24 protein-coding genes and 1 pseudogene are annotated in these 24,322 nt (G+C 47.9%); 13 read left to right on the top strand and 12 right to left on the bottom strand.

Annotated elements, in window-relative coordinates:
- Positions 1-80 precede the first annotated feature (80 nt).
- Entirely contained in the window at positions 81-1,538 is a 1,458-nt protein-coding gene (locus tag MHI45_RS08665; RefSeq protein WP_076113807.1) for a hypothetical protein, read from the top strand.
- Between the two features lie 110 nt (positions 1,539-1,648).
- On the opposite strand, the gene MHI45_RS08660 is transcribed toward MHI45_RS08665, so the two are convergent.
- From MHI45_RS08660 to MHI45_RS08635, 5 genes are all read right to left on the bottom strand, one after another.
- Positions 1,649-2,365, bottom strand: coding sequence for an ABC transporter permease (locus tag MHI45_RS08660; protein ID WP_076113806.1), 717 nt, complete (start codon positions 2,363-2,365; stop codon positions 1,649-1,651).
- A 17-nt stretch (positions 2,366-2,382) separates the two neighbouring features.
- Positions 2,383-3,081, bottom strand: coding sequence for an ABC transporter ATP-binding protein (locus MHI45_RS08655; RefSeq protein ID WP_076113805.1), 699 nt, complete (start codon positions 3,079-3,081; stop codon positions 2,383-2,385).
- 86 nt (positions 3,082-3,167) lie between these two features.
- Positions 3,168-3,707, bottom strand: coding sequence for a PadR family transcriptional regulator (locus tag MHI45_RS08650; RefSeq protein ID WP_076113804.1), 540 nt, complete (start codon positions 3,705-3,707; stop codon positions 3,168-3,170).
- 256 nt (positions 3,708-3,963) lie between these two features.
- Positions 3,964-5,292, bottom strand: a complete 1,329-nt coding sequence (locus MHI45_RS08640; RefSeq protein ID WP_076113803.1) for a sugar phosphate nucleotidyltransferase — start codon at positions 5,290-5,292, stop codon at positions 3,964-3,966.
- A gap of 14 nt (positions 5,293-5,306) precedes the next feature.
- Positions 5,307-6,122 carry a DUF6492 family protein gene (locus MHI45_RS08635; RefSeq protein WP_076113802.1) on the bottom strand — a complete coding sequence of 272 codons (816 nt, stop codon included), beginning with the start codon at positions 6,120-6,122 and terminating at the stop codon, positions 5,307-5,309.
- A 208-nt stretch (positions 6,123-6,330) separates the two neighbouring features.
- Here MHI45_RS08635 and MHI45_RS08630 point away from each other — a divergent pair, with 208 nt between their 5' ends.
- Complete coding sequence (locus MHI45_RS08630) at positions 6,331-7,086, top strand: YheC/YheD family protein (protein ID WP_076113801.1); 756 nt, start codon at positions 6,331-6,333, stop codon at positions 7,084-7,086.
- Between the two features lie 198 nt (positions 7,087-7,284).
- On the opposite strand, the pseudogene MHI45_RS08625 reads toward MHI45_RS08630, so the two are convergent.
- Both MHI45_RS08625 and MHI45_RS08620 read right to left on the bottom strand, forming a co-directional pair.
- Positions 7,285-7,554: pseudogene (locus MHI45_RS08625) on the bottom strand (transposase); the annotation flags it as partial.
- A 315-nt stretch (positions 7,555-7,869) separates the two neighbouring features.
- Positions 7,870-8,655 carry a helix-turn-helix transcriptional regulator gene (locus MHI45_RS08620; RefSeq protein ID WP_341118969.1) on the bottom strand — a complete coding sequence of 262 codons (786 nt, stop codon included), beginning with the start codon at positions 8,653-8,655 and terminating at the stop codon, positions 7,870-7,872.
- Positions 8,656-8,794: 139 nt separating this feature from the next.
- Between MHI45_RS08620 and MHI45_RS08615 the strand changes: the two genes are divergently transcribed.
- The 3 genes from MHI45_RS08615 (at position 8,795) to MHI45_RS08605 (ending at position 11,916) form a co-directional block, all read left to right on the top strand.
- Positions 8,795-9,568 (top strand): sugar phosphate isomerase/epimerase family protein, encoded by a 774-nt coding sequence (locus tag MHI45_RS08615; protein WP_340897149.1) that lies wholly within the window; start codon positions 8,795-8,797, stop codon positions 9,566-9,568.
- Between the two features lie 29 nt (positions 9,569-9,597).
- Positions 9,598-10,617 carry a Gfo/Idh/MocA family protein gene (locus MHI45_RS08610; RefSeq protein ID WP_340897150.1) on the top strand — a complete coding sequence of 340 codons (1,020 nt, stop codon included), beginning with the start codon at positions 9,598-9,600 and terminating at the stop codon, positions 10,615-10,617.
- Between the two features lie 225 nt (positions 10,618-10,842).
- A complete protein-coding gene (locus MHI45_RS08605) occupies positions 10,843-11,916 on the top strand; it encodes an LCP family protein (protein ID WP_340897151.1) in 1,074 nt (357 codons plus the stop codon).
- A 104-nt stretch (positions 11,917-12,020) separates the two neighbouring features.
- Here MHI45_RS08605 and MHI45_RS08600 read toward each other — a convergent pair whose 3' ends face one another.
- Entirely contained in the window at positions 12,021-12,674 is a 654-nt protein-coding gene (locus MHI45_RS08600) for a GntR family transcriptional regulator (RefSeq protein ID WP_340897152.1), read from the bottom strand.
- Positions 12,675-12,847: 173 nt separating this feature from the next.
- Here MHI45_RS08600 and uxuA point away from each other — a divergent pair, with 173 nt between their 5' ends.
- The 3 genes from uxuA to uxaC are packed head-to-tail and all read left to right on the top strand — an operon-like array spanning position 12,848 to position 16,954.
- Positions 12,848-13,924: a mannonate dehydratase gene (gene uxuA / locus MHI45_RS08595; RefSeq protein ID WP_340897153.1), complete on the top strand. Its 1,077-nt coding sequence runs from the start codon at positions 12,848-12,850 to the stop codon at positions 13,922-13,924.
- Positions 13,925-15,532 (top strand): mannitol dehydrogenase family protein, encoded by a 1,608-nt coding sequence (locus MHI45_RS08590; RefSeq protein ID WP_340897154.1) that lies wholly within the window; start codon positions 13,925-13,927, stop codon positions 15,530-15,532. It begins immediately after the preceding gene.
- Between the two features lie 18 nt (positions 15,533-15,550).
- Positions 15,551-16,954, top strand: a complete 1,404-nt coding sequence (uxaC, locus tag MHI45_RS08585; protein ID WP_076113795.1) for a glucuronate isomerase — start codon at positions 15,551-15,553, stop codon at positions 16,952-16,954.
- Positions 16,955-16,991: 37 nt separating this feature from the next.
- Here uxaC and MHI45_RS08580 read toward each other — a convergent pair whose 3' ends face one another.
- The gene (locus tag MHI45_RS08580; protein WP_038595168.1) at positions 16,992-17,585 is read right to left on the bottom strand and encodes a hypothetical protein; all 594 of its coding nucleotides are present in this window, start codon (positions 17,583-17,585) and stop codon (positions 16,992-16,994) included.
- Between the two features lie 248 nt (positions 17,586-17,833).
- On the opposite strand from MHI45_RS08580, the gene MHI45_RS08575 reads away from it, so the two are divergent.
- Positions 17,834-18,658: a MerR family transcriptional regulator gene (locus MHI45_RS08575; RefSeq protein WP_076113794.1), complete on the top strand. Its 825-nt coding sequence runs from the start codon at positions 17,834-17,836 to the stop codon at positions 18,656-18,658.
- A gap of 26 nt (positions 18,659-18,684) precedes the next feature.
- Positions 18,685-19,695: a serine hydrolase domain-containing protein gene (locus MHI45_RS08570; protein WP_076113793.1), complete on the top strand. Its 1,011-nt coding sequence runs from the start codon at positions 18,685-18,687 to the stop codon at positions 19,693-19,695.
- Here the strand turns inward: MHI45_RS08570 and MHI45_RS08565 are convergent.
- The 3 genes from MHI45_RS08565 to MHI45_RS08555 form a co-directional block, all read right to left on the bottom strand.
- Complete coding sequence (locus MHI45_RS08565; RefSeq protein WP_076113792.1) at positions 19,677-20,552, bottom strand: effector binding domain-containing protein; 876 nt, start codon at positions 20,550-20,552, stop codon at positions 19,677-19,679. The genes MHI45_RS08570 and MHI45_RS08565 overlap by 19 nt on opposite strands.
- A 20-nt stretch (positions 20,553-20,572) precedes the next feature.
- A complete protein-coding gene (locus MHI45_RS08560) occupies positions 20,573-21,688 on the bottom strand; it encodes a C45 family autoproteolytic acyltransferase/hydolase (protein WP_256718250.1) in 1,116 nt (371 codons plus the stop codon).
- A 104-nt stretch (positions 21,689-21,792) separates the two neighbouring features.
- Positions 21,793-21,993 (bottom strand): hypothetical protein, encoded by a 201-nt coding sequence (locus MHI45_RS08555; protein WP_076113791.1) that lies wholly within the window; start codon positions 21,991-21,993, stop codon positions 21,793-21,795.
- Between the two features lie 203 nt (positions 21,994-22,196).
- Here MHI45_RS08555 and MHI45_RS08550 point away from each other — a divergent pair, with 203 nt between their 5' ends.
- From MHI45_RS08550 to MHI45_RS08540, 3 genes are all read left to right on the top strand, one after another.
- Positions 22,197-22,487: a MazG-like family protein gene (locus tag MHI45_RS08550; protein WP_076113790.1), complete on the top strand. Its 291-nt coding sequence runs from the start codon at positions 22,197-22,199 to the stop codon at positions 22,485-22,487.
- 103 nt (positions 22,488-22,590) lie between these two features.
- A complete protein-coding gene (locus MHI45_RS08545; RefSeq protein ID WP_076113789.1) occupies positions 22,591-23,811 on the top strand; it encodes a GAF domain-containing sensor histidine kinase in 1,221 nt (406 codons plus the stop codon).
- A gap of 177 nt (positions 23,812-23,988) precedes the next feature.
- Entirely contained in the window at positions 23,989-24,315 is a 327-nt protein-coding gene (locus tag MHI45_RS08540; protein WP_076113788.1) for an ArsR/SmtB family transcription factor, read from the top strand.
- Positions 24,316-24,322 lie beyond the last annotated feature (7 nt).

The following is a 24,322-nucleotide window of genomic DNA, read 5'->3' as shown; positions in this document are numbered from 1 at the left end:
GTATACTTCAACCTTTATACTGGAATCAGTGATGAAGAAATGTATTAAGTTGAGTTACAGCAAAAAAGGAGCTATGTACTATGAATAGCAACAACCTTCCTGACAAAGAAAAGCTATGGTATTGGCAAGAAGAGCTGAATAGAGTCGGCCCGCGATTTACTGGAAATAAGGCACATAGAAAGCTGATTGATTTCTTCGAACAAGAATTAACGGACATGGGACTGAAAGTCAACCGGGACAAGCATTTATTCACAAAATGGGAAGCGAAGCAATGGAGTCTGTCTGTGCAGGCGGAACATGGCGGCATAGAGGAATATCCCGTTACGTCCTACTACCCCTATTCGGGAACAACCACAGAGGATGGCGTTGTGGGTGAACTGATCTATTGTGGTTTAGGACCCGGAAATTTCAAACAGGCGGCTGGAAAAATCGCGATTGTGGAAGTAACCGTTTCTAAACTTCCCTCTTCGGTAGCACTTAGAAAAAGAACCTCGTTTCCTAAAAGCGCAAAGCTTCCTTTCGGACTAAGAAATTCTGTTGTTAGTTCGTTAATGAAAGGTCCGGATTTAGTAGAGGCACAACAAGCTGGAGTGTTAGGCGTGATATGTGTCTGGAAAAAGATATCCGCAGAAAACGTTAGGGGGCAATACCTTCCATTCACAACTGCACTTAAAGACTGTCCGGCTCTATGGGTAGACGGGAACACAGGAGATCAATTGAAGCAGCTAGCCTTCAGGCATGCTAAAGCACGTTTAGTGCTGCATGCTGAAATCGAGGAAAATGCAGATAGCGATACGCTTTATGCCATTCTTCCGGGAACGAATAGAAGCGAAAATATCCTGATCAATACCCATACAGACGGACCGAATGCCTGTGAGGAAAACGGAGGGGTTGGCCTGCTGGCGATGGCAGAGTATTTCTCAAAGCTTCCATTGGAACAGCGTCAAAGGGACTTAGTGTTTGTGTTCGTTACAGGCCACTTCCAAATTCCGCAATTCGGCATACAGGGTCAAGCCACTACACGCTGGCTGCATGATCATCCTGAACTTTGGGACGGAGTAGGAGGCCATCAGAAGGCGGTGGCGGGTCTTACACTGGAGCACTTGGGATGCAGGGAGTGGAAAGATAATCAGGAGAATAGCCAATACAGCGACACCGGAAATCTTGAAACTGAACTTGTGTATACAGCAAATGAGATGATGAATACAATTTATTTGGATTCGCTTAAGGGAAGAACGAAAGTGAGAAGTATAACGTTGAAACCGGTAAACAATATACATTTCGGCGAAGGGCAACCGTTATTTGACGCCGGGATACCGAATATCTCACTTGTTCCAGCGCCTGACTATTTATGTGCAACAGGACCCAACGGATATTTAGACAAGCTGGACATTGATTTTATGGATGAGCAGATAGGGTCATTTATTAAAATGACAACCGTTATTGACCGTACCCCGGTAGAAGTATTAGGTCAACCAGAACCTTATGCCAAAGGACTTCTGGGTTTCTTGGTAAAGGACGCAAACGAGAAGCAATAAGCGGAAAGAAAGACTTTTGAAACAGACGGAGAACGATAAAGCAATAAAACAGCGGCATTTTGGGCGTGTTTTTCATGTCTGGACTGCCGCTGTTTCGGTCTGCGGGATACTTATATATCAGCATATCTGAATGTTCTTAATGCCAATAAAAAGGCGGCAATCCCCACCAGTGACAATAGCCCCATACTTATAAAGTAGCCGGACCACTCCAAGGCCAGAGAATTGCGTAATCCGTTGATAAACCATTGAAAAGGGTTAATCCGGTTGAGCGTCTGCACCCAGCCCGGGGCACTATCCAAGGAGTAAAATGCGCTGCTGCAAAGCAATAGCGGAATAGTAATCATATTCGTTAGGATACTAACATTGCTCTCCGTCCGGCTCAGGCTGGCGGCAAAAAAGCTCAGGAAAACATAGCCAATCGTAGCGATAATTATCACCGGTATCAATGCAACAATAGAACGTACTGCAATATTCAGCTCAAAAACAAAAATACCTGATATCAATACGAGGATTGCACACACAAGAGAAGTCAGTGTCCATGCCCCTGAAATACTGCATATATATTTCCAGAGAGACATAGGGGTTACGCGCAGCAGATTGTATACACCTCTTCGGCGCTGTGTCAGGACCGCGAAGGATGTGGTCATAAACGAATAGAACAAAATGCTGACAGCCATCATGCCGGTTAGTATGCGCTCAGGGTAATCCGGAGATTGTATAAACATTCCCAAGCCAATGGTTCCGCCTATCGGTAACACAATCGACCAAAATAATAAAAATGGATCACGGGTTGCTGATTTAAGCGTAAGTTTGAAGATGGTTTTCATTGTATTTTCCTCCCAATCTAAGCATTATCGGTCAACTGAAGATATAGATCTTCCAGTTTTTCAGCATGATATTGCTGCAACAAGTCTTCCGGTTGTCCCTCAGCAATGATTTGTCCGTTGTCCATCAAAATCAAGCGATCAGCGATACGGGATACTTCCTCCATATCATGAGAGGAGAACAGCACAGTCACTTTGTTCCCGGCAAGCCGCTCAATCATTCTTCTAATTTCTTGACGTGCCCGGGGGTCAAGCCCAGCCGCTGGTTCATCAAGAACAATTAAATCGGGATTGTGTATCGCAGTGACTGCAATGGCAAGCCGCTTTTGCTGTCCGCCGGACAAACGGGCGGCTGGTGTTTTTCCTGCATCTGCTAAGTTGCATTCCTCCAGCTTGTTTCGTATTTGCGCCTTGCTTAGCTTCACATGATAAAGTGCCGCAAAAAGTGCAAGATTCTCTTCAGCTGTGTATCCTTCAAAAAATGGAGTCGATTGGAGCTGCACACCTATATGCGCACGGTAATCATCCCTCCAGCGTGTGATGTCGCCGGAATCCGGCTGCAAAATCCCCAACAGCATCGCCAAGGTGGTTGATTTTCCGGCTCCGTTTGTGCCAATCAGAGCAAGAACTTCTCCTTGCCTGATTTCCAGGTCAATTCCCTTTACTACCTCACGGTTACGGAATTGCTTGTGGATCCCTTTGGCTTCAATGAGGTTCATCCTTTCCACTCTCCTTTACTTCACATTGTTTATTCATCGTTGAGTATAGGGGCATTTTTTTCTCCCTCAGTTATGAGGGAGAATGTTTATTCCTGCGTATCCAAAAGCGCCAGCGCCTTTTCAACAAAATCCTGCTGCTGCCGGATAATGGCGAACATATTATCCATGATCAACATGACCATTGGAGGGATGTTATGCTGCATGGCTGCATCTTTGGCTTCAAAACCTTGCTTCACAGCGTCGTATTCGTCCTGTAGAGTGCTGCGCTGCTGTTCTAATGCTCTTCGGCATTCCTCCGGCGACAGTTTTTCATAAAAGGATAAACCGGAATACATCTTCGAAGGGTATAGCACAGAAGAAGCTTTTAGCGCTTCACTGATCAGCTCCTGCAGATACTGTTTTCCGGATTCAGTAATGGTGTAAATCGCCTTTTGGCGATGCCCGGTCTGTTCAATGCTTGTGACCGCAACATAACCCTCCAGCTCCATTTTTTTCAGTGCATGATAAATAGAACCGATCAGCACCCCACCCCAGCGTTCCGCATCTGTCATCTGCAGCCCCTGCTGCACATCATAACCAGACATAGGCTGAACATTCAGCATGCCAAGTACAAGTAATCGTGTCAACCGTTTCCCACCTCCATTACTCAACGTTGAATATTGTATAATGACTATTTGACTCTGTCAAGTTGATATGTAATCCGGTTATACAAGCATGACGGATATTATGTGAAAATGGCCGTTGCCTGGGCAGTTTCAATGTGCTATATCAAACTGCCCGAGGCAACGATAGCATACTTTGAAAAGAATTCATTGGATGATTTCACCGAAACGGATGATCTCCTCAAAATGCGTTAGCGTTTTCTAACCCTTTCATCCCTGATCACGAGTCGTAGAGCCTATCATGATCTTCATCCTGTTCTTCGAGAGTCCGTATCTCAATCAGTTTCATGGCGGTGAAAGCCCTGATTTCATGCCGATCTCCCCGAACCATTGTAAATATCTCACCTGTGCGGGCCGCAGCAACCGATCCGTTCAGAACGACTTCTCCGTGACCGGACACTATCATCCAGCTTTTGCTGGAATGAAGACAGGGCATTTCAGGCAGGGCATGATCCGGCAGCAGGGACAATTTAATTGTAAGCACAAGCCCCGAACCGCTGGTTGCCTCGTCCAGCACGGTAAAGCTCCCCCATTCAGTTTCCCCATACCTCGGTGCAGCGGAAACGTCTTGGAGGATTTCTTTAATGGCATTTGCTTCTGCTTTGCCGGCAATCAGAATGCCCTCGGGACTTCCTACAGCAACTATGCCGGGTACGCCGATCACATGCAGCGGAATGTTCAATTCATTGACAATATGAGTATGACCCGACTCTCCCCAAATGCCCCCTGCACCAATTACGTGATGATTCAACTGGGCAGTCAGTGTTTCCCAGCTTCCCAGATCACGCCACTCGCCTTCATGCGGCAGCACGACGGCTTTGCTGCTGCGCTCAGCCACTTCCTTGTCAAAGCTGCGGACCGGAAATCCGGGGTACGCGTCTGTAAATGCGGCGAGGTCAATAGGCAGCCCCATTTGTTCCAGATGCGACAGCATAAAACGCAGGGAAAAAGCAAAAACTCCACAGTTCCATAACGCATGTTCCCGTATCAGCTCCCTGGCTCTGGAGATGACCGGCTTTTCTTCAAAAGAAATGACGGGCGAATAGACAGAAGTCGTTCCCTTTCCCGGGACAATGTAGCCGTACTGGTCCGAGGGATCGGTGGGCCTTGTCCCAAGCAGAACAAGGTCTGCCTGTGAGGCAGCCAATGTATCCGTGAACTGATGAAATAAACGGAAGAACGTATCATCCGCAAACATATCCGCCGGAGCCACGCAGAGGGTATCTTCGGGTTTAGCTTTTCCGGTGGAGTACAAGTAGAGCGCCCCAAGCGCGGCGGCGGTGAAAGTACCGCGCTTATAAGGCTCCCCTATTACCGGGTATCCATTTCCGGTATACCGCCGGGTCAGAGCCATTTGATCCTTATGCGTCACGAACAACGCCGATTCACCCAGTCCGCAGTGACTGAGCTGGCGGCATACCCGTCCAAGCATGGACTCTGTGCCTCCGCCCGGTGCAGGAAGCAGCTCTAGAAACATTTTGGAACGGATCCGTCCGGACAGCGGCCACAGCCGCTGTCCGGAACCGCCGCATAAAAGAATGGTATGCACGGCTGTCTGCCTCCTTAATGCTTGGGTGGAGTGGAATATCCTTTACGCTGATGGAAGGAAAGCGAACGGTAGGTACGGGCATACTTCCGAATCTGCGCTTTTCCCAGAGAAGCGGCTGAGGTTTTCAGAGACTTATTGTTGGCATTTTTCAATATCACAGATGCGCTGTTTCCGCTGTAGACATAATTGGCATAGGTTTCAAATTCGGAAAAGCCGAACTGTTTCGTCTTGTCGATACTGCGGATAATGGCGGCATGCCATGACATCCCGTGCCGGGCTTCGATTTTTCTTTTAAGTCCGGCCAGTTTTGCTTTCTCAAACAGCATGTAATGGGTGACAAAGGATTTGGGTGAAGGGGCGGCAGTACCCAGCAGCTTCCGGTAGGTGCGGAAATATTCCGGCTGGCTCCAGTTGCGGCAATAAAAGATACTCTTTCCCCCGGTACGGAACCGGTGGGGACGAATCAGCACCGTATCGGCATCAATGACCAGAAAATGACTCTCCCGGCAAATATGATCACCGTTCATTTTAAGCAGTTGCTGATACAGCCAGCCGGAACGGTTCCAGCGGGAGGAGGAATAATGGATGTCCTTTTTAGTAAACGGCAGAACGGTGGTCTCATTGACAAAGATACAGTTTTTGCGTGAGCACAGATTTCTGATCTTGCTGCTGTTCGGTGAGACAATATAGATATTGCTGATGGGATGGCGGACATAGCGGCGAAGACTGTCGATCACATGAGGGAGGGTCGCCAGGTCCTTTTCAATCGCCGGAATAAGGACATCTATCGCGGGACCGCTAACACTTAAGCCTGATGAGGTTGCTGACATAGGTTCATCTCCGTGCACAAATTGACATGAGCGTCTGCACTAATGTATGCCGCGAATTCACTTCATGACCGGGCATAGATCACCGTAAAGATAATCTAACCCGTACGGGATAGATGCTTAATTCAGCCGGGGCCTCTTCTGCATAGGATGCAGTGACTATGTAAATCAGGGAGGGGATTCATCCCTTCTCAGACAGGAGAGTGCATGAGTGAAGGCAAAACGCGCTAACTTACCGCAGAGCAAATGGCTGAAGACCAAATTGCTGCTGCGCAACGCTTCGATCAGGCCCTTTATTCCGGACACCCGGAAGTTCAGCAAACGTAATCTGGAGCAGATGATCCACAGCTATGGAATGATCTATGTCAAGCCGGAACGGGGAACCTATGGCAACGGGGTCATCCGCGCGGAGCGGGGGGAACGGCAGGGCTTTACTTACCAGTATGAAGAAACCGTCCGTCATTTCGACAGCTTTGAGGCCTTTCACAAAAGTCTGGCGAAGAAGACTGGCGGCAGGAGTTATTTAATTCAGAAAGGGATTCACCTGCTGAAGCATAACCGGCGGCGCTTTGATATCCGGGTGATGGTACAGTTAAGCCCCAAGGGCGTATGGGAAGCTACCGGGATTATCGGACGGCTCGGGCATCCGGGCAAAATAGTGACGAATTACCACAGTGGCGGTAAACCCATGGCGATTGAGAAATTGCTCTCGACCCATCTTTCGGAGCGCAGGCTTGCGCAGCTGACAGAGGAATTAAATAGACTTGGTGCCCGCATGGCGGCTCATATGCAGAAAACCTACCCCCGGATTCGGCAAATTGGTGTAGATGTCGGTTTGGACCGGTCGCTGACGCCATGGATTATTGAAGTGAACATGAATCCCGATCCCTATATTTTTAATCAGCTTAAGGATAAATCCATGTATAAAAGAGTAATGAGATACCGGCGTTTTTACATGGGGAAATAAAGCTTTCGCATCAGGAGTACCCTGCTGCCGTTAGCAGAGAAGGCCCAAAACTCGATTTTCTATGACCAGGGCCAGCCTTCTTCTTTGTAAAAATCCACAAAAAGTGAACAGAGCAGCGATTCTCCCGTTATTGGAAAATCCTGCTCTTAGTTTTTGCTCTATTGTCGCTTACTTCAGCAAGTTATGAGCAAGCGAAAGTCAAATGGCCTCAAGCGTCACTTTTTTATGCCGCGAAGCAGAAATCCCCGGAAGCCCCGGTTGTTCTTCAGTTGTCCAAACACACACTCCGGTTTCGTCATCCGGCGCACGGCCAAGGCGAACCGTCCTCACTCTGTAGTATTTTTCGTGCTGCTTCTGGTACCGTAATCGTTCCAAACTGACGACCACTTCCCGATTCCCTGATGCTTTTTGTACAACGTTCCTCAGTGCGCAACCGTCTCAACTTGGGCTAAGGTAATGACGTTTTCGATCAGATAGGCATGTACAAAGAAATTGCTTCTTTTTTTGCGTTTTTAAAAGATTGCAGAAACTTTTTCTGCTTAAACAGCGGAGAGGACGGACTGATTGTGGAAAAGCGGTAGCGGTCGCCTTTGTCCCCGGATTTTCACCGCTAAGGAGAATTAAAAAAATCTGGGGACAACAGCGATTGGAACAACGGTCCGTTCGCGGAGCGTCCACCCAAGTGCTCTCGTTGATCCTGCTCAAAAAAATGAGGGGGGGCTGGCGGGCGACGTGCAGAACAGCAGAGTGTCCTTGCCCGTGATGCCCACCGGCGGCTCTATCTCATTTCAAGCGGTATTCTAACGGAGAGACGCCGAAGTGAGCCCGGAACACGCGGTGAAAATAAGAGTAGCTGGCGAAGCCGCAAGTTTCGGCAATATGCTCCAGTGTCAATTCACTGTATTTGATCTGCTCTACAGCAGCTTTGAGCCGGATCTCAATCGCATATTGAATCATGGTTTTGCCATAATGCTCCTTGAACAGCCTTACTGCCCGCGACAGGCTAAGACCGGCATAGCTGGCAGCTTCCTCAAGCTTAAAAGTGACTGTGGCATGCTCTTCAATGAACCGCTTGAGCTTTAGGGTTGCCGTACCCTTCCGGTCCGCCTGTACATTTTCGGTAATTGCTCTGTCAATATACAGGCAGAGGCTGCGCAGCAGCACATCCTTCAGCTCTGCATCCTCTTCAAGCGAACCGCGCCGTTTCTCCAGCAGCAGGTTGCGCCATAAGCCAATCAGCTTGTCATCCAGGCCAATCCGGTTAGCTACCGGACGGTTCCTCCGTTTCCACCAGGCGTCAATCCAGGGGCCTTCGCAGAACAGATAATAGTCTCCGCTGGACAGGCGTCCCTTATGATCCGGTTCCTTCACTGTTAGCTGGTAATCGTCGCCTGGCCGGAGCAGCAGCAGATCACCGCCACTTAGGGTGTACTCTTTGCCGTGTGAAGTCACTTCACAGGAGCCTTCGGTCTGCAGCCGGAACAGGTAATTCTGTAATCCGCCCTTCAGATTGTGGCTAAACGACTTATAGTGATATGAGTGATCGCAGATGAGCAGAGACGTATCCACGAATATGACCCTCCCAACGAATTCAGAGCAAATAGTTCATGTTCTGTCGATATTGTATATGTTCATTTTAGTCTGTATTCCACTAGAATGATACCAGAGAGAACAATAAAATTTTAAGTAGACAGAGGTGCTTGTTATCATGAACAAGATCAATATCGGGTTGCAGCTGTACACGCTCCGTGATCTAACCGCTTTGGATTTCGAAGGAACACTCCGTAAGGTGGCGGAGCTTGGTTATCAAGGCGTTGAATTTGCCGGGTATGGAGATATTCCTGCTGAACAAATGAAGTTGCTGCTTGATGAGCTGGGTCTCCAAGGATTCAGCAGTCATGTTTCGCTGGAAGCCATGCGTAAGGATCTGCAAAAAGAGATTGATTATCTCAAAACTATCGGTGCAGCGTATATGATCTGTCCTTTTCTAATGCCCGAGGATCGTCCTCAAAGCAGTGAGGAGTGGAGCAAATTGTTCTCCGAGCTGCAGGAAATAGGAACTGAAGTCAGTAAGCAGGGATTGATCTTTGGTTATCACAACCATGATTTTGAATTTATAGGACAGGCCGGAGAACATAACGCATTTGATGGCATGTTTATGCAAACCACACCGGCTGCGGTTCAAGTGGAAATGGATGTGTGCTGGGTTCAATTCGCTGGACAGCATCCGATCGAGTATATCCACAAATATGCCGGACGTCTGCCGCTTCTCCATCTGAAGGATTTCAGTACAGACGAGCAGGGTCAGATGATAACGCTTGAATTGGGACAAGGTTCCGTTAATCTGCCTGCGGTTATTGACGCCTCAGCGAAAGCGGGGGTGCAATGGCTGATCGTGGAGCAGGATGTCTGTCAGAACCCGCCGCTTGAAAGTATATCGAACAGCTATAGCTGGCTCAAACAAAACTATTTAAACCAATAATAATCCATTACTTAAAGGAGCTATTTAACATGAAAAAAATCAAAGTTGCTGTATTCGGCTGCGGCGCCATCGCCGAGCGCAGACATATTCCAGAGTATGCAGCGAGTGAACACGTAGAGCTGGTTGCTTTTGCAGATCCTATCATGGAGCGCGCCGAGAAAATGGCCGAAACCTATGGCGGCAAAGGTTATGCCAGCTACGAGGAATTACTGGCTAATGAAGAAGTGGATGCGGTCAGCGTATGTACGCCGAACTATCTGCATGCTTCAATGGCTATTGCGGCGGCCAATGCAGGCAAACATGTTCTGGTGGAAAAACCCATGGCATGCTCCGCTGAAGAAGGTGAGCAGATGATCGAAGCTGCCCGTAAAAACGGAGTGTACCTGATGGTTGGACATAATCAGCGTCTGATGCCGCCTCATGTGAAGGCCAAAGAAATTCTCGACTCCGGCAAACTGGGCAGAGTGCTCACATTCCGCACGTCCTTTGGGCACCCGGGTCCGGAGGGCTGGAGTGTAGACGGTGCAGACAGCTGGTTTTTCCGCAAAGAAGAAGCAATCATGGGCGCGATGGGCGACCTGGGTGTACACAAATCAGACTTTATCCGTTATTTGCTGAACGACGAAGTCTCCGAAGTTGCCGGCTTTATCAGCACTTTGCACAAAGAAGGCACGGAAGTCGATGATAACGCAGCCTGCATCCTGCGTATGAAGAGCGGCGCCATCGGAACACTGGTTGCCAGCTGGACACAATACAGAGGCGGAGACAACAGTACCGTGTTATGGTGCGAGCATGGCGTGATGAAGATTGGTACTGTAGAGGGTGACGAAGTGATCGTAGAGCTTACGAATGGTACGGTCGAGACCTACAAAGTGGGCGCTATGGCGACCAATGAAAAACAAGTGCCGAGTGGTGTCATTGATGATTTCGTGAAATCCATCGTAACGGATACACCTCCGGCGATCTCTGGGGAAGAAGGTCTGAGATCCCTGAAAGTTATTTTGGCTGCATTCGAATCCCAGAAGACGGGGCAAATGGTCAAGCTGTAATTATTTTCACACATAAGCAAATAGTTCAGGTTACAAATGATGGAAACCGCAGCCGGTTTAGCTGCGGTTTTTGTATGCCGGAAGGCTATTAAATCAACAACTTGCCTGTGAAGAGTATTTTGTTAAAGGCACAAGCGGTCAGCTTGATCTCTGCCATTTTTTGAGCATTAACACCGGTCTATGCTATAATTCCTTATACTAATGAGAGTAAACAGGAGGAAGGGAATGCAAGAACGAAGCAAGAGAAGGAAAGCGCAGCGCAGCAAATCACGTAACCGCAAAACGCTGCTTAGCGTGACCGCTGTGCTGGGTACGTGTCTGATCGCTGGAGCTGTTTATGCAGGAACTTTGTATTATAAGGCTGAACGGGCACTTGACCGGATTTCGGCATCGGGAACGACTCCCAGTGAAACGGCAAGTCCTGCATCGCCTATGCCTGGAGCTTCGGCCGAGGCTGCGGATGCCGTGGATGAGAATAAACCGCTCACGTTCTTACTCGCCGGTGTGGACAACCGGAGCGGCAGCGGAGGGACGCTGAATACGGATGTGCTGATGCCGGTGGTCTATGAGCCTGTGAGCAAAAAGCTGTCCATCCTGTCCATCCCCCGTGACATGAAGATCACAAGCAGTGATATCGGCACGCATAAGGCCAATTATTATTACGCTTATTATTACTCACATAACAAAGGTGAGGATCTAAGCAAGACCAAGGAGTTCTACAGCAGCATTCTGCAGGTCGACATTGACCATATGATTCTGGTTAATTTTGAGGCGTTCAGCAGCATAGTGGATGAGCTTGGCGGACTGGATATCGATGTGCCGATGAATATGCGCTATGTGGATAATGCGGACGGAACGAATATTAATCTGACTAAAGGGATGCAGCATTTAAGCGGCAAGGAAGTGCTGGATTTCGTCCGTTACCGCAAGTCGAACCGGGGAACGGCTGAATCCTCAGATATATCCCGCAATGAGCGGCAGCAGGAGGTCTTGAACCTGATTCTGGGCAAGCTGGATTCTGTTAACGGGCTCGCTCAGCTGGGGGATATCATCGACATCCTGGGGGAGAATATCCGCACCGATATCGACAAGGTTCAGCTCCGTGACTGGATTCTGAATTATAAATCCATGAAGCCTTCATCCAGTGAGCTGATTACACTGGATTCGGTCTGGAAGAGCCCTTATGTCTATGCCAAAGAAGAGGATCTGCTGGTGAAGCTGCAGAAATTTCGCGAACCGCTGGGTCTGCCTGCGCTCGACAAGCAGCAGCTGCTTCATGATTTTGGAATTACGGATTAGGCTGGAGCACGATACATAGGTTTCACTATGCTTGGTCCATGTACGAACAATAAAGAGCTGTCTCCACAGTAGAGGTTTCTACTGTGGAGACAGCCCTTTTTCATTTATGTTCTGATGTACTCCGAGAAGTTCTCCTGCAGGTATAGCGAATTGATATCCTCCCGCAGATGGTGATGAATCAACGCCTCAATGGACTCGGTTTCCTTTTGCATCATGTATTCAAGGATACGCTGATGCTCATTCCAGATTTCCTCAAGCTTCTCCGTTCTCAGCATGTGCAGTCTGCGGTATCTTTCATAATGCACATTGGACTGCTGAATCAGATTCCACAGGAACTCCCGGCCGGCTAACCTGAACAGGGCAGCGTGGAATGCATCGTCCAGGCGGAGAAACTGCTCTGTGGCCGATTCTTCATGGATGGCGGCTTTCTGCTGCTGCAAAATATCTTTCAGTTCATGTACGCCTTTGAGTACAAGATGAGTGGACAGATATTTGATAATCTCTTTTTCCAGAACACTTCGCAGGTAAATAATCTGTTCGACCGACTCCAGGTCAATATAAGAGACCAAATTGCCCTTTTTGGGATAAACATCAATGTAGGACTCCCGGCTGAGCTGTTTCAGCACATCGCGTAAAGGTGTTCTTGATATCTGAAACCGTTCGGACAAGGCGGTCTCACTTAGAATGGTACCGGGTTTCAGCGTCAGGGTAAGAATTTCGTTCTTTAGCGAATTCATAATTTCTTCTTTAATTGACATTGTACTCCTGCTCCATTGTCGTTTTTAAGACCTAGTATACATCATTGTAGAGGTTTATTAAAGTAAACGATAATGTTTTCGAAAGATATATTGACAACTTAATGGCTGTATTTTATGATCAAGGAAATCTTGTATACAAGATACTAGAGGTAAAATCAGAGGAGGTTCTATCAATGAACATGACGTGGAGATGGTATGGTGAAGGCAATGACAACATTACGCTTGACCATATCCGGCAGATTCCGGGGGTTATGGGTATCGTCTGGTCTTTGCACGATAAAGTAGCCGGTGAAGTGTGGGAAATGGAACGGATCCAGGAAGTGGCGGATCAAATCACTGCCAAAGGCTTCAGCACAGCTGTGGTGGAGAGCGTCAACGTTCATGATGATATCAAAATCGGCCTGCCGTCCCGTGATAAATATATAGATATTTATATCGACACGATCCGCAAATTGTCCAAAGTGGGCGTAAAAGTCATCTGCTATAATTTCATGCCTGTATTCGACTGGACCCGCACAGAGCTGTACAAGGAATTGCCGGACGGCTCCAATGCCCTCTTTTATGAAAAGGCTGCCATTACCAATAATCCGCGTGAGATGGTGGACCGGATTCTGAAAGGCGCCGGACAATTCACAATGCCGGGCTGGGAGCCTGAGCGGCTGGCGAAGCTGGATGAGCTGTTCGCAGCCTATGCAGATGTTACGGAAGATAAGCTGTTCGAGAACCTCAAATACTTCCTGGAACGCATTATTCCGGTATGCGAGGAAGTGGACATCAAGATGGCGATCCATCCCGACGATCCGGCCTGGCCGATCTTTGGCCTGCCGCGCATTATCCGCAACCGGGAAATGATCCGCAGGTTCCTGGATTTGGTGGACAGTCCCTACAACGGTCTAACCTTCTGCACAGGATCGCTGGGCACGAATCCGGAGAACGACCTGCCGGCGATGATCCGCGAGTTCCATGACCGTATTCATTTTGCCCATATCCGCAACGTGAAGGTGTTTGAGAACGGTGACTTTATAGAGGTGTCGCACCGCGGGCGTGATGGCAGTGTGGATGTGGCTGAAGTTGTCAAAGCCTATCATGAGAATGGATATACCGGTTATGTGCGTCCGGACCACGGGCGGCATCTATGGGGCGAAGAGAAAAACTGCCGTCCGGGTTACGGCCTATATGACAGAGCCATGGGCATCATGTATCTCCTTGGCGTATGGGACAGTCTTGACAATGTCAAGGGGGCGAACTAAATGCTGCGCTTAAGCCGAAGCAGTATCTCTGATGAAGCAGCCTGGAAGGCTGCGGGTGTAGAGCTTCCGCGCTTTGACTTTGATCAGGTGGCGAAGAATACACAGGTGAAGCCGGAATGGGTTCATTTCGGTGCAGGCAACATCTTCCGCGGATTCGTGGCGAATGCCCACCAGAAGCTGCTGGACAGCGGCAAAGCGGACACCGGGATCATCGCGGCGGAAACGTTCGATTTTGAGATGATCGATAAGGTCTACAAGCCATACGACAATCTGACACTGCTCGTGCTGATGAACGCACGCGGTGATTTCCAGAAAAAGATCGTCAGCAGCATTGTTGAGGGAATCGCAGCCGACAAGAACCGTGAAGCGGATTACCGCCGTCTGACTGAGGTGTTCGAGAATCCCAGCCTGCAGATGGCCAGCTTCACCATTACGGAGAAGGGTTACTCACTGACAGGCCCGAACGGACAGTATCTCGGCATCGTGGAAAAGGATATCGCAGGCGGGCCGGAGCAGCCGGTGCATGCGATGAGCATCGTGGCTTCCCTGGCCTACCGCCGCTACCTGAAGGGCCAATACCCGATGACCTTTGTGAGCATGGACAACTGCTCCCACAATGGCGATAAGCTGAAGAACGGTGTCGTGACCATTGCCAAAGAGTGGGCCGGCAAGGGACTTGTCGAAGAAGGATTTGTGACTTATCTGGAGGACGAGCGGCTAATCGCCTTCCCGCTGTCCATGATCGACAAAATTACGCCGCGCCCGTCCGAAACGGTCCAGGCGGCGCTGCTGGAACAGGGAATCGGCGATATGGATGTCATCGTCACTTCCAAGAATACCTATACAGCCCCATTCGTAAACGCGGAGATCAGCGAATATCTGGTGATTGAAGACAAGTTCACGAATGGCCGTCCGGCGCTGGAGGAAGCAGGGATTATCTTTACCGACCGCGATACAGTCAACAACGTGGAGACGATGAAGGTAACAACCTGCCTCAATCCGCTGCATACCGCGCTTGCCGTATCCGGCTGTCTGCTTGGCTACACCCTGATCGCCGATGAGATGAAGGATGATACGCTGCGTAAATTCGTGGAAATAATCGGCTACAAAGAGGGATTGCCGGTCGTAGTGGATCCGGGGATTCTCAGTCCAAAGCAGTTCCTGGACGAAGTATTGACAGAACGCTTCGCCAATCCGTTTATCCCTGATACCCCGCAGCGGATCGCGACCGACACCTCACAGAAGGTGGGCATACGGTTTGGAGAAACCATTAAATCGTATATCCGCCGGGAGGATCTTGATCCGGCGCAGCTGACAGCTATCCCGCTGGCGATTGCCGTCTGGTGCCGCTATCTGCTTGGAGTAGATGATGAAGGCAAACCTTTCACATTGAGTCCGGACCCGCTGCTTGAGGTGCTGCAAGGACATTTGCAGGGAGTTTCACTCGGAGCTACCGCGGTAAATGTGCGGCCAATTCTTGAAGACGGGCAGCTCTTTGGTGTTCGGCTCTATGACATCGGCCTTGGGGAGAAGATTGAGGGTATGTTCCTTGAAATGCTGGCCGGCCCGGGAGCTGTGCGGAGCACATTGGAGAAATACCTGAAATAAGGGTAAAGGAGCATAAGGATGAAGCCTTTTATTCATGAGGATTTTCTGTTGCAGTCAGAGGAGGCCCGGATACTCTATCATGAGTATGCGGAAGCTCTGCCTATTATCGACTATCATTGCCATCTGGACCCGAAAGCCATTGCCGACAATAAACGCTTCAATAATATTGCCGAGGTCTGGCTGGGTGGAGACCACTATAAATGGCGTGCACTGAGAACATTCGGGATCGAAGAGAGATATATTACCGGCAATGCCTCTGATGAAGAAAAGTTTGCCAAGTGGAGCGAGGTGCTTCCCTATACTGTCGGCAACCCGCTGTACCATTGGTCGGCGCTGGAGCTGAAAGCTTACTTTGGCGTAGAGGAGCAGCTGAGTCAGGACAACTGGCGGAAGATCTATGACCACTGCAACACCTTGATTGCCCAGGACGGCTTCACGGCCCGGGGGCTGATTACCCGTTCCAGGGTGAAATGGATCTGCACGACGGATGATCCGGTGGATGATCTGCGGTACCATGAGCAGATTGCCGGAGACAAAGAGTTCAAGACCGGGGTGACGTCGACCTTCCGGCCGGATAAGGCACTGCTGATTGAAGCGGAATCCTTTCCGGGTTATGTAGCAAACCTGGAGCAGACCGTAGGGTATGCCATCACCTCCTATGAACTGATGGAACGCGCGCTGCTGGAGCGAATTGAATACTTTGACCAGCAGGGCTGTATGATCTCTGACCATGGCTTCTCACACCTTCCTTATGCTGAGGCGCCGCCATCTGTACTGGAGACGATCTTCAGCAAGCGGCTGAGCGGCGAGACCTTGAGCAGACTGGAATGCGATCAGTACGCAACAGCGTTGTTCTTAGCCATGGGCCGCAAATATGCCGCCCACGACTGGGCGATGCAGCTGCATATCGGTGCGATCCGCAATCCGAACACACGCATGTTCCGGGAGCTTGGTCCGGACACGGGCTTCGACATCATCGGTGACCGCAGCTACGCGGACAACTTATACAAGCTGCTCGACGGGCTGGACCGGACCGGCGAGCTTCCCCGGACCATTCTCTACAATTTGAATGCAGTGCAGAATGATGTGCTGGCTGCGATGGCGGGGTCTTTCCAAGGCGAAGGAGTCAAAGGGAAGATTCAATTCGGCTCCGGCTGGTGGTACAACGACCAGAAGGACGGAATGATCAAACAAATTACTTCCTTATCCAATCTGGGGCTGCTCAGCTGCTTTGTAGGGATGCTGACAGACTCGAGGTCTTTCCTGTCCTATACACGTCATGAGTATTTCCGCCGGATTCTGTGCAACCATATCGGCGGCTGGGTGACCAGCGGGGAGGCCCCGCGGGATCTTTCATTCCTTGGAGGCATCGTTCAGGATATTTGCTACCATAATGCCAACCGCTATTTTCAATTAACCTGATAAAGATGATAATTTTACAGTCGAAGAACTGCAAAAGCTACCTGTTCCGCTTGAAATAGCGCAGAAGAAACAATCCGGTAATGAGGCCTACACCTGCTATCCCCGCAGCAATCCAGAGGTGCCGGCTGTCTCCAGCTTGTCCGGCTGCTGGTTCAGCACCGGCATTGGCGGCACTTGCAGTCGAAGGACTTTCAGCGGCTGGACTCACGGTAGGACTAGGTGATGGGGAAATGCTGATTTCTTTATCCTTCAGAAACTCCAGGTCTACGTAGGCGTCCGAAATCTTTACGGAAGGGGAACATAACGGATTTTCCCACTTGCCGTCCTTTTGCCTCAGAAAAAAAAGATAATCACTGCCTTCTTCGCTGGGGCCGTTCATCGCACCCCAAGTCATATTTTCGTCAACGACAAGGGAAGGTTCCGTGATCGTTTTGAAACTGCGTACTACCGTCATATGGATTTGGTTGTTGGAGCTGATTTGCACGACATCCTCCACATGTCCAATGACGACTCCATCGTATGTATCATAGGCCGCTTCCATGGAAAGCAGTTGTACACAGGATAAGGCTGATGTGCTTGGGGCGGGCAGGAACAGAGTGAACAACAGAACGAGCAAGGCTGCTTTTCTCATAAGGAACACCTCCGGGTTACCTACCAAACGTTCCCAGTGGCTAAAAGGTTGCATTTCATGTGATGCGCAAATTCCTGCGGATTCAGGGAGACAGCCCCGGCATGTACCTCTGGTGCAAGCAATATTTCAGACTGACGAGGTGCAGAAGCCGTTAATTCCGGTCTCTGCGCCTTTATTATTTTGTAGTTGACTTTGCCCTTAGGGGAAGGTGCATAGTGGATACAAATACAAGGAATGGAGGGGACGGCTTGCTGTCGATTGGAGACTTCTCGAAGATATGCGAAGTATCTACAAAAACGCTCCGATATTATGATGAAATGGGATTAATTAAACCTGATGAGATTAATCCGGAAAATGGCTATAGGTATTATTCTATCAGGCAGCTTAAAAAGATGCTCTTTATCAACCGTTTGAAATCCTATCATTTTTCACTGGAAGAAATCAAAGCTCTTCTGGACTGGGAAGAGGATCAATCCGATGAGAAGCTTCGTTCTGCCCTGGATCGCAAGAAAAGAGAAATAGAGGACAAGCTGAAAGCTTTTGAACAAACACTGCAACAAATAAGCAACGATATTTTAAATGTAGAGAAGGGCCTGCCGATTATGTCCTATATGGACGATATTGAAGTGCAACTTGTTGAAACCCGGCCAATAAATATGCTTTATATGCGTCAGATGATGAGCAGGGATGACTATGCTTTTGGATACGGAAAGTATTTTAGCAGGTTATATGAGAGGATTGCGACTGAAAAACTCACCTCGCTGGGTACACCCATGACAATTTATCACAGCGCTGAATACAATCCGGCCAGCAATGATATCGAGTTTGCCATCCCGGTAAAAGAAACGGTAAACGGAACGCGTAATCTGCCTGGAGGCCTGTGTGCGAAGTCTGTTTTAAAGGGATCATATTCGGAATTGACTTCGGTCTATGCCAAGCTGAGGGAATGGATAGAGAATGAGGGCTATGTAATGGTGAAATCACCCTATGAAATTTATGTAACCGACCCTTATCAAGGCACCGGTCCTGAGGATCACGTTACCGAGATATATTTTCCTGTAAAGAAAATTTAAAAACGTCTTGTAGAGAGGTGTCTATCATGCAAAGAAACTACTGGCCCACTTCAGAATGGCTGCAAGCCCCAGACCCGGCAACCTTGAGGAAGGATGCTGAGAAGCTTACAGCGCTTGATCCAATCATTAAATCGGAGTACAGCAATATAAACGGTATTGTTGTTGTGAGAAACGGATACATGGCTTATGAAAGCTATTATAACGGCTATGGCCCGGAGGATACGCATCATGTAGCCTCTGTAACGAAAAGTGTCATATCTGCTCTCGTTGGCATTGCCATAGATGCAGGATATATTCGCAATGTAGACCAGAAGGTGCTCGATTTTTTCCCTGAATATGCTCAAGGTGCTGATAAGCAGAAACAAGAAGTCAGCATTCGCCATCTTCTCACGATGACGGCTCCCTATTCATTTGAGGACTGGCAAGAACCGCTCGACAAGATGTGCATGCAGCCTGACTGGGTAAAATACACTTTGGATCTGCTCGGCCAACAAGGTAGTATTGGAACCTTTAAGTATTCCACCGCAGGGGCACATCTGCTTTCCGCTATCCTCACTCGCAGCACAGGAAAAAGTGCCCGTGAGTTTGCCAACGAATGTTTATTTAAACCCATCGGGATGAAAGAAATTCCGGATTATGAAATGAAATCGTTCGGCTTTGAGGATCTATTCGGGGAAAATGTGAAGGGATGGGTTACAGATCCGAACGGCAACTCCACAGGAGGCTGGGGACTTACACTAAGTCCCCGTGATATGGCACGTTTTGGTCTCCTATATCTGAACGGTGGCATTTGGGACGAACATGAGGTTGTTTCGGGTGCATGGACCCGCGAATCCACAGCAATGAACCCTAATAAGTACGGCTACCTATGGTGGTTACGCCAAGAGGATGGAGTTTCCGCATACTTAGCTATGGGAGACGGCGGCAATGTCATTTGCTGTATTCCAGAAAAAGATCTAGTCGTAGCCATCGCATCAGAATTCATGATGAATCCCCGGGATAGATGGACACTGATTAATTATTTAATCGGAAAATAAATATCAATCTGAGATTCGGGGTTATCCGCGCCTAGAAACCGTTCAGAATAGCATTCGAAATCATCCCTGGCAGCCAGTTCTACATCGCTTGCAGACAGCCAAGCTCCCCAGATATACTGATAACTTTGAAACAATGAGTATACCTTTCCAGTGTGTGTGAATCGTGCGTATTTTCCTCCGGGGAACTTTTTATAACACATTTTATCTGGAGCAAGGCTTGGTTCGTTTACTTCTATTCCGATAAATTCGCTTGTTTGGCTCTGCTCACTGAACGAATCAAATGTACAGCCTTGTGCAGACTCAAAGATGCCATAACGGCAGGAGTCAGGAAGCGCATGATGGATTTCATGAACCCGAGACTGGAAATATTCCCACTTACTAACGCTTTGATTGTTTGCAACACTAGTTTGAAATCGTATGCCAACGAGCTGTTTGGGTTCAACATCGACAATTTGCGGCCGCAGCGTAATAGAATTACACCGATGCTGTATTTCAGGTTTAGTGATTTCCCTGCGGCTGCCAAGGATGGTCTCTACACGGTTTTTGCGGTATTGATTCGGTGTCATATGATACTGGGATTTAAAGGCCCGGCTGAAAGCTTCATGGGATTCAAACTGCAGAGAAACCGCAATATCTAAAATTCTTTTATTAGTGTATAGCAATTCCTTCGCGGCCTGTGTCAGTCTTCTGGAGCGTATATAACTTCCTGCGGTTTCTCCCATCATTGCTTGAAAAAAACGATGGAAATGATAATACGAATAGGAGGCTGCTTTAGCAACATCAGTAACGGAGATAGCGTTATTTAGATTGCTTTCAATAAAAACCAATGCTTTTTCCAGTTGCAGCCTATAGTCCATAGCAGCCTCTCTTTCTCAAATTATAAAATATTATAAAAGTTTTTTGGTGTCTGTTCGTAAGGAAGCTGTACAGAAAATTCCATATCCTTCTGTGAAGCGAAAGTAAACAACTGCCAATCATTCTGCTGTGGGGAACCAAAGGTCATTTCCACTTGTCCTGCTGTAACATCAAAAATCATAGAACGCAGTGTGCCGAAAAAGTCTCCGTAGTAGTGGCAGCATAACCCATTTGGATAGGGTGAAGATAGCAATTGTTTTATATCTGTTTTCGTGAATTTTTCCCTTGCGTGGCTAAAGTGGACAATAAGGTCGTTTCTAATCATGGAATTTTCTAGGATCACTTTCTCAAAGGACTTTAGCTCAGTAAGTACTGCGTGATTGGTAGCACTTAAAAAAGATTCTTCTGTTTGGCCATCCAGTAACTTATTCGCCTTGTGTCCATCAATACATTCAAACAAGGCTATTTCACCACTTTTATCGGCAAGCATCAAATTCATGTTGTACCCGATGGGAACCTCCATGCAATAATTAACTGCTTCCTTAACGTTTTGGCAATTTTCCAGAATTCCGCGAATTACAGCCCAGAACTGCAGGCCGCTTACTTCCGCCTTCTGTCCGCCCTCAAAATTACCGACAGGCATTCCGCAGGAGGCTTGGGCAACGGCGAGGCCACATTCATTCATCCCATCACCGCGACCAAATAGGTTAATCATAGAGCCGAGATGCTTGTATTTACCAGTTGGTTGAGTATAGCTAAAGCAAAGCTCCTCCATCACATCGGAGAACTCATAATTCCTCGCAAGGATAGTATGTCCTTCCTGTGTTTTGGCAGGCATTGCCGCAATCAAGCTGCATCCGCGTTCTAAATAGGTCATAGCGTAAAACAATGCTTGACCGCGTTCAATACCAACGGTATCTGCGAATCCTTGTATTTCTTCATTGATACCGCTGCAATATTGATCCAATAGTTCAGTGATTTCCTCTAATTTCTTTTGAGGGTACACTTTTGGAGGGAGCAACATAGCTTTGAGCATTTCCGGTTTGGACAACGCCCATTTACCAAGCAATACGCCAATTTGATAACTGTCTCCTTCAAAGGTTTTATAATACGCTGTAGTTTTTTTCAAAATAGTCACCTTACCTTTCCTGTTTTACTTTACAAGAAAGGAAATAATTGATTTTGATATTTTCTGCTGTTTTAGGTTTTTTGCATGATACTGTTTCAGCTTGCTCTTAGCGGTTACAGGAACTTCCTTAAAGTGTTCAGCCGCTTGATTCCTTCCGTGCCGGCCCATCCTCCGGCACTTGCCAAGAGGACATTGTGGAAAAGCTTCAACGCTATAGAATAGGTCACGGTCCCAAGGATAATTTCGATGACAAAGAAGCGCAGGATATCGCCGGAGGTTATAATATAGACTTTGAATTCTTGGTTATGGGTCATGGATTAATCACCGTCTCTTCAGGGTTTATGTAACTAAATATGCTTATTTTAGGTTGTCTAATGCCTAAAATCACCTATTAACCGCTAACGCTGTCATGTCCTTGTTCCTTGTTGCAAACTTTTGTTCTGCGGGATAAATGGTATATATTATATTTGAGGAATAATTGAATGTTTTTATTTGAATAAAGGTGAGGAGCAGGGGAATGAACACAGCGGAGTTCCAACAGTACGTAAGAGAATTTAGTGAAGTGAAAGGTTTTGACAGGAGTACCATTGAGCAGCGGATGTTGTACTTGATGACTGAGGTTGGTGAGTTGTCGAAAGAGGTGCTGTCTGTGTCCTTTCATCCCGATGCCGAGAAGAAAGAGAATCTCGGTTATGAGATGTATGATGTGGTGTGGAACATCTTTGATTTAGCTAACAAGCTGGACATTAATCTGGAGGACGCCTTCAATCGCAAGAAGGAAATCAATGACAACAGAAACTGGGAATAATATGGGGAATGTATCTCATTTGCATAGAATGTGATATTGTTAACAGCGGTGTGAAATGTGTGTGGTCTTGGAATTAGCAGGACTAGAAGGGACGAACGGCATTATGTTAAAGACAGAATTTATTGATGTATTGTCGGTTATTTCCATAAAGTTATATGATTCGGCTGCCAACGTTATGGATACAGCAAGCAAGTTAATCCCCGCAAATACCTTCTGCATCGCGAATCTGGATAGTCTCTCTACAAAGGTGATGAAAGCATACAACCGGGACAAGCTCATCTTGGGAGAGGGCCTGGTAGTAGACAATGAGGAGTCTTACTGCGCGCTGGTGACGGAGCATGCCCAGGGCCCGCTGCTTATTAACAATAATCTTACCCATCCGTTAACCAAAGACATGGATGCGACTCAATTCGTAGGCGGTTGTTCGTTTATCGGAGTTCCGATCCGTAATGAAAAAGGCGAGTTTTACGGTTCGCTTTGCTCTTTTGACCAGGATTTCTATCAGTATCAGGAACGGGATATTGAATTATTGCTTTCTTTGTCAGCCTTTTTCACCGTACTGCTTGAAATGGAGTCAACGCTCATACAGCTGAGAGAGGCTGAAGAAATAGCTGCGCAGGTGCTGGAGGACAAGAATAATCTGCTTGCAGTGCTCAGCCACGAAATTCGTACACCGATGAATGGTGTCATTGGCATGGCAAGCTTGCTGGAGTCTACCGAGCTCTCCGAGGAACAGTCCATATACGTCGATGTCATCGAGAAGAGTGGCAGTAATCTGCTCGCTATGATGGATCAGATCCTGGATTATTCCAAAATGGAGGCTGGCACAATGACGCTCGACAACAGCCCGTTTATTGTCCGTGATGTCGTGGGCCAAGTATTGCAATTATTCTCTACAGAAGCAGAGAAGAAGGGCCTGAAATTGTCGGCCGTTTTCGATAGCGAGGCCAATCCCAAACTGCTGGGAGACAGCAATAAAATCCGTCAGGTCTTGACCAACCTGCTTGGGAATGCACTTAAATTCACGGAAAACGGTGAGGTTTGCCTGTCAATCCGGAATCAAGCTGCCCCAGAGGGCGGGGTCATCGTTACTTTCGAGGTAAGGGATACCGGGATCGGCCTGCCGGCTGAACAAATGAACAGTCTGTTCCATTCCTTCTCGCAAATTCATGATAAAATAACTCCGGGCAAATTTGGCGGTGCGGGATTAGGACTCTCAATCTGTAAGCAACTTGCCGAATTGATGAACGGGAGAGTATGGCTTAAGGATTCGTGTGAACAGGGAAGCTGCTTTGTATTCGAACTTCCATGTGCAGTCGCGTAATAACTTGTATATCAACTTAAATTGCAAATAGATGATCTTACTCATCCGCAGCGCTTGTGCAGCCTCAAGCGCTGCGGATGAGTATTTGTGATGTCCTGTCCGGACCGAGGTTGCTTAATTCTAAATAGCGTTTTAGAATATAAGTAATGACTTATATATTAGAAAGGAGAAACCTGCATGGATGTTCTAAATGAACTCGTGGATGATCTGAAGCTGCTGGGTGACAAAACACGTCTCTCTATGCTTTCGTTATTGAAAGAACGGGAGTGGTGTGTCTGTGAATTCGTTGAACTATTTGATATTTCACAGCCCGCGATCAGTCAGCACTTGCGCAAACTCAAAAGCAAAGGACTGGTCAAGGAACAGAAAAGAGGGCAATGGGTTCATTATTCCCTGAATATCAAAGACAAGCCGCATATTCAGGCTATTCTTGAGTATACGCCGGATTCCAAAGAGATTCTGGCAAGGCTGAACAAGGTGTCTGGTACTGTCTGCTGTGACTAAATAGAGA

This window comes from Paenibacillus sp. FSL H3-0321, from assembly GCF_038002865.1.
Taxonomy (GTDB): domain Bacteria; phylum Bacillota; class Bacilli; order Paenibacillales; family Paenibacillaceae; genus Paenibacillus_AQ.
The sequence above is the reverse complement of the archived record's forward strand: the minus strand, read 5'-3'. Positions and strand labels throughout refer to the sequence as shown.

What these genes read in the sequence shown, in the direction of transcription:
- MHI45_RS08570 (WP_076113793.1), top strand. Translation starts at nt 18,685, where the DNA reads ATGCAAAGAAACTACTGGCCCACTTCAGAATGGCTGCAAGCCCCAGAC.
- MHI45_RS08540 (WP_076113788.1), top strand. Translation starts at nt 23,989, where the DNA reads ATGGATGTTCTAAATGAACTCGTGGATGATCTGAAGCTGCTGGGTGAC.
- MHI45_RS08590 (WP_340897154.1), top strand. Translation starts at nt 13,925, where the DNA reads ATGCTGCGCTTAAGCCGAAGCAGTATCTCTGATGAAGCAGCCTGGAAG.
- MHI45_RS08550 (WP_076113790.1), top strand. Translation starts at nt 22,197, where the DNA reads ATGAACACAGCGGAGTTCCAACAGTACGTAAGAGAATTTAGTGAAGTG.
- uxuA (WP_340897153.1), top strand. Translation starts at nt 12,848, where the DNA reads ATGAACATGACGTGGAGATGGTATGGTGAAGGCAATGACAACATTACG.
- MHI45_RS08615 (WP_340897149.1), top strand. Translation starts at nt 8,795, where the DNA reads ATGAACAAGATCAATATCGGGTTGCAGCTGTACACGCTCCGTGATCTA.
- MHI45_RS08605 (WP_340897151.1), top strand. Translation starts at nt 10,843, where the DNA reads ATGCAAGAACGAAGCAAGAGAAGGAAAGCGCAGCGCAGCAAATCACGT.
- MHI45_RS08635 (WP_076113802.1), bottom strand. Translation starts at nt 6,122, where the DNA reads ATGTCAGCAACCTCATCAGGCTTAAGTGTTAGCGGTCCCGCGATAGAT.
- MHI45_RS08655 (WP_076113805.1), bottom strand. Translation starts at nt 3,081, where the DNA reads ATGAACCTCATTGAAGCCAAAGGGATCCACAAGCAATTCCGTAACCGT.
- MHI45_RS08610 (WP_340897150.1), top strand. Translation starts at nt 9,598, where the DNA reads ATGAAAAAAATCAAAGTTGCTGTATTCGGCTGCGGCGCCATCGCCGAG.
- MHI45_RS08665 (WP_076113807.1), top strand. Translation starts at nt 81, where the DNA reads ATGAATAGCAACAACCTTCCTGACAAAGAAAAGCTATGGTATTGGCAA.
- MHI45_RS08555 (WP_076113791.1), bottom strand. Translation starts at nt 21,993, where the DNA reads ATGACCCATAACCAAGAATTCAAAGTCTATATTATAACCTCCGGCGAT.
- MHI45_RS08660 (WP_076113806.1), bottom strand. Translation starts at nt 2,365, where the DNA reads ATGAAAACCATCTTCAAACTTACGCTTAAATCAGCAACCCGTGATCCA.
- MHI45_RS08580 (WP_038595168.1), bottom strand. Translation starts at nt 17,585, where the DNA reads ATGAGAAAAGCAGCCTTGCTCGTTCTGTTGTTCACTCTGTTCCTGCCC.
- MHI45_RS08565 (WP_076113792.1), bottom strand. Translation starts at nt 20,552, where the DNA reads ATGGACTATAGGCTGCAACTGGAAAAAGCATTGGTTTTTATTGAAAGC.
- MHI45_RS08600 (WP_340897152.1), bottom strand. Translation starts at nt 12,674, where the DNA reads ATGTCAATTAAAGAAGAAATTATGAATTCGCTAAAGAACGAAATTCTT.
- MHI45_RS08545 (WP_076113789.1), top strand. Translation starts at nt 22,591, where the DNA reads ATGTTAAAGACAGAATTTATTGATGTATTGTCGGTTATTTCCATAAAG.
- uxaC (WP_076113795.1), top strand. Translation starts at nt 15,551, where the DNA reads ATGAAGCCTTTTATTCATGAGGATTTTCTGTTGCAGTCAGAGGAGGCC.